At 61.6% G+C, this 12,993-nt stretch carries 10 protein-coding genes and 2 tRNA genes; 6 read left to right on the top strand and 6 right to left on the bottom strand.

The genetic code is table 11. The annotated features are described in order from the left end of the window. Positions 1-120: 120 nt before the first annotated feature. Complete coding sequence (locus V6M90_RS23320) at positions 121-1,608, top strand: NCS1 family nucleobase:cation symporter-1 (protein ID WP_141064864.1); 1,488 nt, start codon at positions 121-123, stop codon at positions 1,606-1,608. Positions 1,609-1,660: 52 nt separating this feature from the next. Then, positions 1,661-2,944: a Zn-dependent hydrolase gene (locus V6M90_RS23315; RefSeq protein ID WP_003174832.1), complete on the top strand. Its 1,284-nt coding sequence runs from the start codon at positions 1,661-1,663 to the stop codon at positions 2,942-2,944. 126 nt (positions 2,945-3,070) lie between these two features. Here the strand turns inward: V6M90_RS23315 and V6M90_RS23310 are convergent, their stop codons facing one another. Genes V6M90_RS23310 through V6M90_RS23300 form a run of 3 tightly spaced genes read right to left on the bottom strand, consistent with a single transcriptional unit; the run spans position 3,071 to position 8,853 of the window. Further along, positions 3,071-4,489, bottom strand: a complete 1,419-nt coding sequence (locus V6M90_RS23310) for an efflux transporter outer membrane subunit (RefSeq protein WP_332847200.1) — start codon at positions 4,487-4,489, stop codon at positions 3,071-3,073. After that, positions 4,473-5,642 carry an efflux RND transporter periplasmic adaptor subunit gene (locus V6M90_RS23305; RefSeq protein WP_332847199.1) on the bottom strand — a complete coding sequence of 390 codons (1,170 nt, stop codon included), beginning with the start codon at positions 5,640-5,642 and terminating at the stop codon, positions 4,473-4,475. Before V6M90_RS23305 ends, V6M90_RS23310 begins: the two co-directional genes overlap by 17 nt. Further along, entirely contained in the window at positions 5,632-8,853 is a 3,222-nt protein-coding gene (locus V6M90_RS23300) for an efflux RND transporter permease subunit (RefSeq protein WP_141064867.1), read from the bottom strand. The genes V6M90_RS23305 and V6M90_RS23300 overlap by 11 nt, the downstream gene beginning before the upstream one ends. Before the next feature lie 194 nt (positions 8,854-9,047). Here V6M90_RS23300 and V6M90_RS23295 point away from each other — a divergent pair, with 194 nt between their 5' ends. Next, the gene (locus tag V6M90_RS23295) at positions 9,048-9,458 is read left to right on the top strand and encodes a PA0061/PA0062 family lipoprotein (protein ID WP_003174828.1); all 411 of its coding nucleotides are present in this window, start codon (positions 9,048-9,050) and stop codon (positions 9,456-9,458) included. On the opposite strand, the gene V6M90_RS23290 is transcribed toward V6M90_RS23295, so the two are convergent. After that, a complete protein-coding gene (locus V6M90_RS23290) occupies positions 9,455-9,607 on the bottom strand; it encodes a hypothetical protein (RefSeq protein ID WP_003174827.1) in 153 nt (50 codons plus the stop codon). The genes V6M90_RS23295 and V6M90_RS23290 overlap by 4 nt on opposite strands. Before the next feature lie 212 nt (positions 9,608-9,819). Here V6M90_RS23290 and V6M90_RS23285 point away from each other — a divergent pair, with 212 nt between their 5' ends. Further along, positions 9,820-10,482, top strand: a complete 663-nt coding sequence (locus V6M90_RS23285) for a peptidase C39 family protein (protein WP_003174826.1) — start codon at positions 9,820-9,822, stop codon at positions 10,480-10,482. A 66-nt stretch (positions 10,483-10,548) separates the two neighbouring features. Here the strand turns inward: V6M90_RS23285 and pbpG are convergent, their stop codons facing one another. Beyond that, positions 10,549-11,472, bottom strand: coding sequence for a D-alanyl-D-alanine endopeptidase (gene pbpG, locus V6M90_RS23280; RefSeq protein ID WP_003174825.1), 924 nt, complete (start codon positions 11,470-11,472; stop codon positions 10,549-10,551). A gap of 207 nt (positions 11,473-11,679) precedes the next feature. Beyond that, entirely contained in the window at positions 11,680-12,534 is an 855-nt protein-coding gene (gene folD, locus V6M90_RS23275; protein WP_003174824.1) for a bifunctional methylenetetrahydrofolate dehydrogenase/methenyltetrahydrofolate cyclohydrolase FolD, read from the bottom strand. A 276-nt stretch (positions 12,535-12,810) separates the two neighbouring features. Here folD and V6M90_RS23270 point away from each other — a divergent pair. Together V6M90_RS23270 and V6M90_RS23265 are read left to right on the top strand one after the other, a co-directional pair. Then, positions 12,811-12,887, top strand: a tRNA-Arg gene (locus V6M90_RS23270). Between the two features lie 32 nt (positions 12,888-12,919). Beyond that, positions 12,920-12,992, top strand: a tRNA-His gene (locus tag V6M90_RS23265). Position 12,993 lies beyond the last annotated feature (1 nt).

Below are 12,993 nucleotides of genomic sequence, written 5' to 3'. Positions count from 1 at the left end.
TATTGAGTGCGATGCCGACTGGCCGGTCCCGTGATGTCATGTTGTTTACGAGGTACTCCGGCCAGCTGCGTTAACCCCGCAGGTGAGCAAAAAATAATTCGAAAAAACCGTGGAGCAGCCATGCAACAGAACAGATCGCAAGTCATTGAACGCAACGGCCTGTACGAACTCGACGCCGGCCCCGACGTCCTCGACAGCCCTCGCTACAACCACGACATGGCACCGACCAAGGTGCACGAACGCACCTGGAACAAGTGGCACATCACCGCGCTGTGGGTTGGCATGTCGATCTGCGTGCCGACGTACACGCTGGGCGGGGTGCTCACTGCGTATTTCGGGTTGTCGGTGGGCGAGGCGCTGATGGCGATCTTGCTGGCCAATATCGTCGTGCTGATCCCGCTGACACTCAACGCCTTCCCGGGCACCAAGTACGGCATTCCATTTCCGGTGTTGTTGCGTTCATCGTTCGGCATTCTCGGCTCCAACGTGCCGTGTTTGATTCGGGCGCTGGTGGCGTGTGGCTGGTTTGGCATCCAGACGATGTTTGGCGGGCTGGCGATTCACCTGTTCCTTGGGTCGATTTTCGAGGGATGGAAGGCCCTTGGCGGTACCGGGGAAGTGATCGGTTTCATGATTTTCTGGACGCTCAATTTGTGGGTGGTGCTGCGTGGCGCCGAATCGATCAAGCGCTTGGAAACCCTGTCGGCGCCGTTGCTGGTGGCGGTGGGCATTGGCCTGTTGGTGTGGGCGATGCCCAGTGTGTCGCTCAGCGAACTGATGGCGATCCCGCCCAAGCGTCCCGAAGGCGCGAGCCTCACCGGTTACTTCATGGCCGGCCTTACCGCAATGGTGGGGTTCTGGGCCACCCTGTCGCTGAACATTCCCGACTTCAGCCGTTACGCCAAAAGCCAGAAGGACCAGATCCTCGGGCAGATTTTCGGCTTGCCGCTGACCATGTTCCTGTTCGCCGCCCTCGGCGTGGTAATGACCGCCGCGTCGGTGAAACTGGTGGGCGTGAGCGTGTCCGACCCGGTGACCCTGATCGGGCATATCCAGAGCCCGGTATGGGTGGCCGTGGCCATGGCGCTGATCATTGTGGCCACGTTGTCCACCAACACGGCAGCGAACATCGTCTCGCCCACCAACGACTTCCAGAACATCGCGCCCAAGCTGATCAACCGCACCACGGCGGTGATCCTCACCGGGTTGGTGGGGCTGGTGTTGATGGGGCATGAACTGCTGAAAAAACTCGGGCTGATCGTCTCCGATGTGAGCCTGGAGACGGTGTATTCCAATTGGTTGCTGGGCTATTCGAGCCTGCTGGGACCGATTGCCGGGATCATGGTGGTGGACTACTTCATCACCCGCAAACAGCAACTGGACCTGGCCGGTCTTTACCGCGACGACGTGTACCCGGCGTGGAACTGGACGGGCTTTATCGCCTTTGGCGTGCCGGTGGTGCTGACCTTGCTGTCGCTGGGCAGCGATGTGTTCAGTTGGTTCTACAGCTATGGCTGGTTTACCGGTTCGGCGTTGGGTGGGGTGTTGTATTACGGGTTGAATGCCAAGCGTGGAGTCAGTCCGGTCGCCGCCAAATCGCCGTTGTAAAAAAGTGGAATCGAAGTCTATCCATAAAAAATGTAGCCTGAGGAGATCCCCCATGAACGCTGCCCTCGACGTTCTGCAATCGAGCCACCCGCACGTCAACCGCGACCGCTTGTGGCAGTCGCTGATGGACCTGGCCACACTCGGTGCCACGCCCAAGGGCGGTGTGTGCCGCCTGGCGCTCACCGATCTGGACCGCAAGGCCCGCGATCTGTTTGTGCAGTGGTGCGAGGCGGCCGGCTGCACCGTGACGGTGGATGGCATCGGCAATATTTTTGCGCGCCGTCCGGGGCGCAATCCCGATCTGCCGCCGGTGATGACCGGCAGCCATATCGACACCCAGCCCACCGGCGGCAAGTTCGACGGGTGTTTTGGTGTACTGGCCGGCGTGGAAGTGCTGCGCACCCTGAATGATCTTAAGATCGAAACCGAGGCGCCATTGGAAGTGGTGGTGTGGACCAACGAAGAGGGGTCGCGTTTTCCGCCGTGCATGATGGGATCAGGGGTATTTGCCGAGAAATTCACATTGGCGGACACCTTGGCCAAGAGGGATGTGGACGGTGTCAGCGTGGGTGAGGCACTGAATGCGATTGGCTATGCGGGGACGCGGCCTGTCAGTGGGCATAAAGTCGGTGCGTATTTCGAAGCGCATATCGAACAAGGGCCGATTCTTGAGGATGAGAAAAAAACCATCGGCGTGGTGCTCGGCGCGCTCGGGCAAAAATGGTTCGACCTGAAACTGCGCGGCGTCGAAGCCCATGCCGGGCCGACGCCGATGCACTTGCGCAAGGACGCCCTGGTAGGCGCGGCGGCGGTGGTTGCGGCAGTGAATGCGGCGGCGTTGGGGCATCAGCCCCATGCGTGCGGCACGGTCGGTTGCCTGCAGGCGTACCCCGGTTCACGCAATGTGATTCCCGGTGAGGTGCGCATGACCCTGGATTTCCGTCACCTGGAACCGGCGCGGTTGGATTCGATGATCGCCCAGGTGCGCAAGGTGATCGACGACACCTGTGCCAAGCATGGGTTGAGCTTCGAGATGGAACCCACCGCCGATTTTCCGCCGCTTTACTTCGACAAAGGCTGCGTGGACGCCGTGCGGAATGCAGCGAATGGCTTGGGCTTGTCGAACATGGACATCGTCAGCGGGGCGGGGCACGACGCGATCTTCGTCGCCGAGCTGGGCCCGGCGGGGATGATTTTCGTGCCGTGTGAAGGCGGCATCAGCCATAACGAAATCGAGAATGCCAACCCGGATGACCTGGCGGCGGGGTGCGCGGTGTTGTTGCGTGCGATGGTTGCTGCATCGGCAGCCATCGCCAGCGGCAAACTCGCGGCCTGAAATGCAGTAAAAATGTGGGAGGGAGCAAGCCCCTCCCACACTGGATCAGCGGTGTTCATGCAAGGTGTGTCTGGCACAGGGGGCTTGCCCCCGATGGCGGTGTTTCAATCACAGCGTCGTTAGATGTCAGGCCCCCGGCTGCCAGCCGCCGCCGAGTGCGGTGATCAACCCCACACTCGCCTGCAACTGCCGCGTCTGCACCGCCTGCAGTGTCCTCTGCGCCTGTAATGCCGCCGTCTGCGCCGTCACCACGTCCAGGTAGCTCACTGCGCCCGCTTGATAGCTGTTCATCGCCAATGCCTGGGTGTGCTGCGCCGCATCCGCCGCTGCTTGCTCGTCCTGTGCTTCCTGCTGCAAATCGCGCAGTTGCGCCAGGTTGTCTTCCACCTCGCGCACGGCCTTCAACACCTGGCTGCGGTACTGCGCCGACGCTTCTTCAAACTCGGCCCTGGCCTGGCGTTCATTGGCGCTCAGGCGCCCGCCGTCGAAGATCGGCAGATTCATCAGCGGCCCCAGCGCCCAGTACCGATTGCCGGCGGACAGCAGGTTGCCCACGCCCTGCGTCTGCCCGCCGATCAAGCCGGTCAAGCTGAAATCCGGGAACCATGCGGCCTTGGCCACGCCGATCGTGGCGTTGGCGGCAAACACGCGTCGCTCCGCCGCTGCGATATCCGGGCGACGTTGCAGCAGCTGGCTTGGCAGTTGTGAAGGAATGCCCGGCAACACCATCAACCCCTGGCTTGGCGGCAATGAAAAATCACTGACCGCCACGCCCACCAATTCGCCGATGGCGTGTTCGGTGAGGTTGCGTTGCCCCTGCACTTCATCCAGCTGCGCCTTGGCTTCGGCCAGTTGATTTTGTGCACGGGTCAGGTCCAGTTCCGACGCGATCTGGCCCTCGTACCGACTACGGGTCAGTTGCAACGCCTGGCTGAAATCCTCCAGCGAACGGCTCAGGATTCGGCTCTGCGCGTCCAACCCATTGAGCTGCACATACAAACTCGCCAATTGGTGTTGCAGGCTCAAGCGCGCCACCGCCAGGTCATCGGCGCTCGCTTGCGCCTGGGCATCGCCGGCCGCCACCTGGTTGCGGATTTTGCCCCACAGGTCCAGGTCGTAACTCAATGAAAAACCGGCGGTGTTGCTGTTGTACACCGACGGCTGGGTGGTGCCGCGCAACGGCCGCGAGTCCGATTGGCGCTGGCGCAGTGGCTGCGCGCTGGCGGTGATTTGCGCGAACAACCCTGCATGCAGCTGGCTGGCGTAGGCCTGTGAGGCGTCGAAGTGCGCGAGTGCCGCCGCCAAGTCCGGGTTGGCCTTGAGCAATTGCTGTTGCAGGCTGTCGAGACGTGAATCGTTGTAGAGCGTCCACCATGCGGGCGCCAGTGAGTCGGACGGTTGCGAGCTGTGCCATGGCCCATCGCTGGTCTGTTCGCGATAGCTCGCGGGCAGTTCAACCGACGGCGCTGTATAGGCCGGCGCCATCGAGCAGCCTTGCAGCGCCAGCAGCACTAGCGCCGCGAGAGGTTTAAGCCTTGGGCGCATGCGCACCTCCCGAGGCGTCGGCCAGTTGCACCGGATCGCCTTCGCGCAGGGCGTCGGGCGGGTTGTCGACAATACGGTCGGCGGGTTTCAAACCTTGGTCGATCACCAGGCGTTCGCCCAGGTCCAGGCCGATGTGGATGGTTTGCAGGTGCACATGATTCTGCGCATCCAACACCGCAACCTGGGTGCCCTGGGCGCGGAAGATCAAGGCGCTGGCCGGAATGCTCACGCCGTGGGTGTCGGCGGGGATCGGCAGGGTGGCTTCGGCGTAATCACCGGGCAGCAACTCACCGCTGGGGTTGTCGACCACGAACTGCGCGAGCAGTGTGCCGGAGCGGCGGTCGATGGCGGTGGAGTCGCCGATCAGGCGCGCCTTGAAATGCTCGCCGGGGTGTTCGGGCACGGTCAGCTCGGCTTCCAGGCCGGGGTGGATCACCGCCGCGTAGTTCTGCGGCACCGGCACGTACAGGCGCAACTGGTGGGTGTCGGCAATGTTGAACAGCTCCGGATCGCTGTCGGTATCGGCCTTGATCAACTGACCGATATCGGTGTTGCGCGCGGTGATGGTGCCGGCGAACGGCGCACGAATCGTCTTGTAGCTTTCCAGTGCCGAGAGCCGCGCGAAGTCGGCCGCGGCGGCTTCGGCGTTGGCTTTGGCGGCTGCGGCGTTGGAAGTTTTTTCATCGGCTTCCTGGCGCGATACCGAATGGCTGGCCACCAGGTTCTGCCAACGCGTGGCGGTGGTTTGCGCCAGGCGCGCATTGTCCTGTTCCTGCACCAGCCTTGCATGTGTTTGTGCAAGCTGTTGGTCCAGGTCCGGGCTGTCGATTTCGGCGAGGATTTGCCCGGCGTTGACCGGGCTGCCGATGTCGACTTTCCAATCCTTGAGGTAGCCGCTGACTCGTGCATGAATCGGCGCCTTGCTCCAGGCCTCGAGGTGCGCGGGCAAGCGCAGGGTATCGCCGGCGGCGTTCTGTTTGGGTTGGAATACCATTACCTGGGGCACGGCTGCGGTTTCGGTCCAGGCAGTGACGGATTGTTCGTGCAAGGTGCGGGCGTGCAGGCCGTTGGCGACCAGCAGGGCGGCGAGGGTCAGGCCACCGATACCCAGGAGCATCAGGCGCTTGCGCGAGGGGGTGTGATCAGACGACATGTGGGGTTTCTCCAACAACTGCGCGAGTAGGGTGACGACCGTGGACCAGGCTGAAGACCACGGGAACAAACAATAAGGTGGCGACGGTGGCGAAGATGAGGCCACCGATCACCGCACGACCCAACGGCGCGTTTTGTTCCTCGGACAAGGCCAGCGGCAACATGCCGATGATCATCGCCAGGGCGGTCATGCACACCGGGCGAAAGCGCGTGTAGCCGGCTTCCAGCGCGGCCTTGAGCGCATCGCCATGTTCGGCCAGGCGTTCGCGGCAAAAGCTCACCACCAGGATCGAGTTGGCGGTGGCCACGCCCATGCACAGGATCGCGCCGGTCAGGGCGGGCACCGACAACGAGGTACCGCTGAGGAACAGCATCCATACGATCCCCGCCAGCGCGGCCGGCAATGCCGTGATGATCACGAACGGGTCGACCCACGACTGGAAGTTGACCACGATCAGCAGGTAGATCAGCACCACCGCGCCGAGCAGGCCCAGGCTCAGGCCGCTGAACGCTTCATGCAGTGCATCGATCTGCCCGTGCAGGCTGATCGTCGCGCCTTTGGGGCGCAGGTGCGCGGTGTCATCCAGCACCTTTTGCACGTCGCGGGCCACGCCGCCGAGGTCGCGGCCTTGCACGTTGGCGTACAGGTCCAGGGTCGGTTCGATGTTGTAGTGGGTAACCACCGCCGGGCTTTGTACCCGAGAGATGCTGGCCACACCGCCGAGGATCTGCGATTGGCCATCGGCGCCGGTGACCGGCAAGGCTTCCAGCGACGGCAGGCTGTCGAGGCGGTATTGCGGGGTGGCGGCGACGATCGAATAGGACACGCCGTTGGCCGGGTTGAGCCAGAACGTCGGTGCGACCTGGGAGCTGCCGGCCAGCGAGGCCACCATGCTGTTGGTCACGTCACGCTCGGTGATGCCCAGGCCTTCGGCGCGCAGGCGGTCGACATTCACTTGCAGGGACGGGTAGCCGGTGGACTGCTGGATACGCAGGTCGGCGATGCCCGGTACGTGTTGCAGACGGCGTTCAAGTTCGACGGCGTACGCACGGTTTTCGGCGTCGTTGCGCCCGGAGATCTTCACGTCCAGCGGGGCCGGTGCGCCGAAATTGAGGATCTGGCTGCTGATGTCGGCGGGCAGGAACGCGAAGTGGCTGCCGGGGAAACTTTGCGGCAGGGCTTCACGCAGTTTTTTCACATAGTCGGCTGTCGGAGCATGAGCCTTTTTCAGCGTGACCTGGATGTCGCCATCCTGCGGGCCGATAGTCCCGCTGCTGCTGTAGGCCATGTCGATGCCGCTGAGCGGGATGCCGATGTTGTCGACGATGGTGTCCAGCTCGTCGGCGGGGATGACCTCGCGAATCCGCGCTTCGATGCGGTCGAAAGCGGCGGCGCTTTCTTCGATGCGTGTGCCCAGCGGCAGGCGAACGTGGAGGGCCAGTGCGCCCGCGTCAGTGGCCGGGAAAAAGTCCTGGCCCAGGCTCGGCAGCAACACGAACGAGGCGAGGACGCAGGCCAGGAAACCGATGATAAAGCGGCGGCGCTGGCCCAGCGCCAGGGTGAGCAGGCCGTGATAGGTATCGCGGATATTCGAGAAATGGCGCTCGAAGCCCTGCTGAAAATTCAGCACCGCTTGCAGCGCGGGGTTACGCGGTTTGTTGTGCTGCTCACCCTCATGGTGGTTGATGAATGCATCTTCCGGGTGATGACCTGCGCCTTGCTCGGGTATATGCGGCTTGAGCAGGAACATCGCCAGCGTCGGCACCAAGGTACGCGAGAGAACGAACGAGCTGGCCATGGCAAAGATCACCGCCAGCGCCATCGGCCGGAACAGGTAACCGGCGATGCCTTGCAGGAGGAACATCGGCACGAACACGATGCAGATACACAGCAGCGAGACGAACGCCGGGCCGACGATCTGCGCGGCGCCGTCGAGGATTGCGGTCTTCACCGCCTTGCCTTGTTCCAGGTGCCAGTTGATGTTTTCGATCGTCACCGTGGCGTCATCCACCAGGATCCCCACGGCCAACGCCAGCCCACCGAGCGTCATCACGTTGAGGGTTTGCCCGGTGGCCGCCAGCAGTGCAATGGCCGACAGCACCGCCAGCGGAATCGACGCGGCGATGATCAGGGTGGAGCGCCAACTGCCGAGGAACAGCAGGATCATCGCACTGGTCAGCAGCGCGGCGATGATGCCTTCCTGGGCCACGCTGCCCACCGATTGCTTGACGAACACCGAGGCATCGCCCAGCAGCGAGGTCTTCAGCGATGGCGGCAGAGTTTCGTCGATGCGCGGCAGCATCTGGCGAATGCCGTCGATGATCGACAGGGTGGAAATGCTGCCGTTTTTCAACGCCGGCATCAGCACGGCGCGGTGGCCATCGACGCGCACAATGTTGGTTTGTGGCGGTGAGCCGTCACGCACATGGGCCACTTGGCCGATCGTGATCAGGGCGCCGTCGACGGTTTTTATCGGCAGGTCGTTGAGCTCATCGATGGCCTTGGGGCTGTTGTTGAGCAGGATCGTGTATTCGTTGGGGCCGAGTTTGGCGGTGCCCACCGGGATGATCTGGTTCTGCAACGCCAGGGCATTACCCACGTCTTGTGCCGACAAGCCTTTGGCGGCCAGCGCCTGGGGGTCGAGGTCGAGGGTGATCTGGCGCTGTTTGCCGCCCATGGGGGTGGGCATGGCCAGGCCGGGCAGGGCGCTGAGGGGCAGGCGGATGTTGTTTTGCACCAGGTCGCGGATTTTGGCTTCCGACAGGCTGGGGCTGGAAAACGCCATTTGCAGGATCGGTACCGTGGACGCGCTGTAGTTGAGGATCAGCGGCGGCGTGATGCCCGGCGGCATCTGTTTGAGCACGGTTTGTGACACGGCGGTCACTTGGGCGTTGGCGGTGCGGATGTCCACGCCGGGCTGGAAGAAGATCTTGACGATGCCCATGCCGGGCAGCGATTGCGATTCGATGTGTTCGATGTCGTTGACGGTGGTGCTCAGGGAGCGTTCGTAGGTGTAGATCACCCGACCGGCCATGGCATCCGGGGACAGGCCGTTGTACTGCCACACCACGGCGACCACGGGGATGCCGATATCGGGGAAAACGTCAGTGGGGGTACGCAGGGCCGCCATCGGCCCGACGATGCAGATGAATATAGCCAGCACGATAAACGTGTAAGGCTTTTGCAGTGCGGTCTTTACCAGCCCGAGCATGCGTGATCTCCGGAAAAAGCAGGATTGCAAACCCCGGCAGTCTTGCCCGACCCACCTAACACGCACCTTTCAGCCAGGTGAAGGAACATTTAGGTCAAGGCTGAAGAACGTTTCATAGGTATTCATTTGTTCTACACAGGACCGCTCGCCAAGCTTGTCGCCCATCGGACACATCGTCTTTTTGGAGCCCTGCCATGTCACTTAAACCCTTGTTGTTGATTCCCGCACTCGGTGCCGTCCTGCTGCTGTCGGCGTGCGCCGGCCCGATTCCCAAGGCGGACCCGAGCGAAGCCTGGATTGGTTTAAAGGAGGAAGCGCCGAACGACCTGATGGCCGAACGCTTGGATGGCAAGCGCGTGGATGACGGGCGCTTCTTTGAAGTGCCGCCGGGCGATCATCGGTTGGACGTGACGTTGTTTGAGGAGGAACCCGGTGACGACAACCAGCAGGATTGCCAGGGCCGCGTCGAGTACAAGCACTTCAAGGCGGGTGAGCACTACACCCTGGAAGAATCCAGCTTGGGCACCACCGTGCGCGCAACCTTGAAGGATGGCCACGGCAAGGAAGTTGCGGCGACGCAGGACTTCAATTGCATGCCTGGCTAGGCATGGTGCGCCGTCGCCTTATGCGGCTTGGCGGATTTGACGTGGGGGTGATGGTGCCGACGGGTAATGCGCAACACCCCCCACAACATGGCGCCGGCGACCGCCAGCCAGCCCAGGATCAACATCATGATCGTCGTTACAAGGCTCATTCGGGCCTCCTTTCGCCCCGCACGGGGCACACACAGTCTTCTCAATGGACAGTCTAGCTACCTGACGGTTGCCTGCTATTGACCAATGGTCGTGTTCGTCCAACTTGTTTGCTCTATGCCGCACGGCGAACCATGGCTTTGGGCTATACCCGCGTGACGGAGCGTCCTATGATCAGGGCCCTTACCGGCAGTTGATCATAGAGAGTAAAAAATTGCGGTTACGGTCGAACGTTACAACTTCCCTATTGCTGGCCTGCACCCTGGGGCTTGCCGCCTGTTCCGGGCACCCTTCGAAACTGCCCGGCCTGCCTGAACGCGTCGAACTCAACGGCGTGCCGACCTTTCGTAGCGAGGCTTATCAGAGCGGTCCTACGGCTTTGGCCAGCATGCTGTCGCAACAAGGCATTGTGATGACACCGGGCTTGCTGGATAAACCGCTGCGTTTACCGGGCGGCGAAGCGGACCTGGAGCGCAACATGCAGGTGCTGGCGCGTGAATACGGGCTGATGGTGTACCCGCTGGACGCCAAACTGACGGCGGTACTGGCGCAAGTGGCGGCGGGTTATCCGGTGATGGCGCGTCTGGGCGGTGGGCTGTGGTCTGACGCGCGCTACGTGGTCGTGGTGGGTTTCAACCAACAGAAAAGCACGGTGCTGTTGCGCTCGGGCATGGACCGGCGTTTGTTGATGAGCTTCAGCGACTTTGAATCGAAGTGGGCGAGCGCCGGACACTGGGCGATTCTTACCCAGCGGCCGAGCCAGTTGCCGGCGAATGTGGATGCGCAGCGCTGGCGCGAGGCGGCGAATGCGACGGCCCAGGCCGGGCAGGAGCGGGCGGCGGCGCAGGCGCTCAAGGTGCTGGCGGAACACAAATGAGAATATGGGAGGGAGCAAGCTCCCTCCCGCTGACATTGGACCTGTTGGGTTCAATAGGTGTGTCGGTCAGCGACGAACTTCCGCTGTATTCGGACGGCTTTTAAGGTTCTTGTCGGCCTTGTAGCGCAATGCCACATCCGGCACCGAACCGCCCTTGCCGGTTTCGACCCAGCTGCGAATACGGCTGGCATCGGCAAAGTGGGTGAACTTGCCGAACGCATCGAGGATCACCAGCGACACCGGGCGATTACCCATGCTGGTCACCAGCACCAGGCAATGGCCGGCCTGGTTGGTAAAGCCGGTCTTGGTCAGCTTGATGTCCCAGTTGGCGCGGTTGATCAGGTGATCGGTGTTGGAGAAACCCAGGGTGTAATTGGGTTTGCGGAACGAAACGGTCTTTTCCTTGGTGGTGCTCAGTTGGCTGAGCATCGGAAACTTGCGTGCATAGGCCAGCAGCTTGCTCAGGTCGCGGGCGGTCGACACGTTATGAATCGACAGGCCGGTAGGCTCGACGTAGTGGGTGCTGGTCATGCCCAGGGCCTTGGCCTTGGCGTTCATGGCTGCGATGAACGCTGCGTAGCCGCCTGGATAGTGGTGCGCCAGGCTCGCGGCGGCGCGGTTTTCCGAGGACATCAGGGCGATCAGCAGCATTTCCTTGCGCGGCATCTGGCTGCCGATTTTCACGCGGGAGAACACACCTTTCATCTCTGGGGTGTCGGTGATGTTGATGTCGATGTACTCATCCATGTTCTGCTTGGCCTCAAGCACGATAAGGCCGGTCATCAATTTGCTCACCGATGCAATCGGCACCACCACGTCGGGGTTGCTGGCGTAGATGACTTTGTTGGTCTGCAGGTCGACCAGCATGGCGCTGCCGGACGCGATTTGCAGCTTGGAGGGATCACGCGGCGCCAGGGTGGATTCGGCGGCGTGCGCAAAGGTGCCGGTGAACGCAAAAAACAGGCTGACAATGGAAAGACGAATTTTCACGCGGATGAACTCGCTAAAAAAGTAATGAATACCGTTGGAAAACGGATTTTGTGAAAAATGACGTTACATTTTAGGAGTATGGATCAGAAACTGTCGAATGTTCTTCTATATCCAGACGAAAGTGCTTAAAAACTAAGAAAAAACAAGTTTCTGGCGGGCAATAAAAAGCCCTGCGCTAAGGCAGGGCTTTTTAAGTACGCCTGGTTATTAACCGTGCAGAGTCTCTGCGGCGTACAGCGTGTTTTCCAGCAGGCAGGCACGGGTCATCGGGCCAACGCCGCCCGGCACCGGAGTGATCCAGCCGGCGCGGGGCAGGGCGGTTTCGTACACCACATCGCCAACCAGCTTGCCGTCTGCCTGACGGTTGATGCCCACGTCGATGACGATGGCGCCGTCCTTGATCCATTCACCCTTGACCAGGCCCGGCTTGCCGGCTGCTACCACCACCAGGTCGGCGCGGCCGACGTGGCCGGCCAGATCCTTGGTGAAACGGTGGGTGACGGTCACGGTGCAGCCGGCCAGCAGCAGTTCCATGGCCATCGGGCGACCGACGATGTTGGACGCGCCGACGATCACGGCGTCTAGGCCGTACAGGTCGACACCGGTGCTTTCCAGCAGGGTCATGATGCCTTTCGGCGTGCAGGGGCGCAGCAGCGGAATACGCTGGGCCAGACGACCGACGTTGTAGGGGTGGAAGCCGTCGACGTCTTTGTCCGGGCGGATGCGCTCCAGCAGCTTGGACGCGTCCAGGTGCTCGGGCAGCGGCAGTTGCAGGAGGATACCGTCCATCGCCGGATCATCATTGAGGCTGTCGATCAGGTCGGCCAGGGCCTGCTGGGTGGTGTCGGCAGGCAAGTCGTAGGCCTTGGAAATAAAGCCAACCTCTTCACAGTCTTTACGCTTGTGCGAGACATAAACCTGAGAGGCAGGATCGCTGCCGACCAGGATCACCGCGAGGCCAGGCGTGCGCAGGCCTTGCTGGCTGCGCTCGGTGACTCGTTTGGCGATCTGCTGGCGCAGGCTGGCGGCGATTGATTTGCCGTCGATAAGTTGTGCAGTCATTACGCGTGATTAACCATCGAGAGGGGGAAGAAAAGTGCGCGCATTCTCGCACGCCATGACGTGAGGGCAAAGGCGCTTGGTCTGCAAATTGGCCTAACCCCTTAAATAAAATGAATTTTTTTCAAAAAAGATTTGACGGGTTTCGAGGCCCTCTATACTATTCGTCGCACTTGTCGGGCACAGCCTAGCACTGGTTAAGAAGGTCGAGCAGAATGGTTATTTTGCAAGGCTGGAAAGCACTTAGTTTGTAATCCTCAAAGAGTACAGATTAATAAGGCGCCCGTAGCTCAGCTGGATAGAGCATCCGCCTTCTAAGCGGATGGTCGCAGGTTCGAGTCCTGCCGGGTGCGCCATTAGGCAGCTTTGGCACAAGTAGCGCTAGATGGTGGGCGTAGCTCAGTTGGTAGAGCACGGGATTGTGACTCCCGTTGTCGAGGGTTCGATCCCCTTCGTCCACCC

It is taken from the genome of Pseudomonas lactucae (assembly GCF_036688725.1).
In the GTDB taxonomy this organism is placed as follows: domain Bacteria; phylum Pseudomonadota; class Gammaproteobacteria; order Pseudomonadales; family Pseudomonadaceae; genus Aquipseudomonas; species Aquipseudomonas lactucae.
The sequence above is the reverse complement of the archived record's forward strand: the minus strand, read 5'-3'. Positions and strand labels throughout refer to the sequence as shown.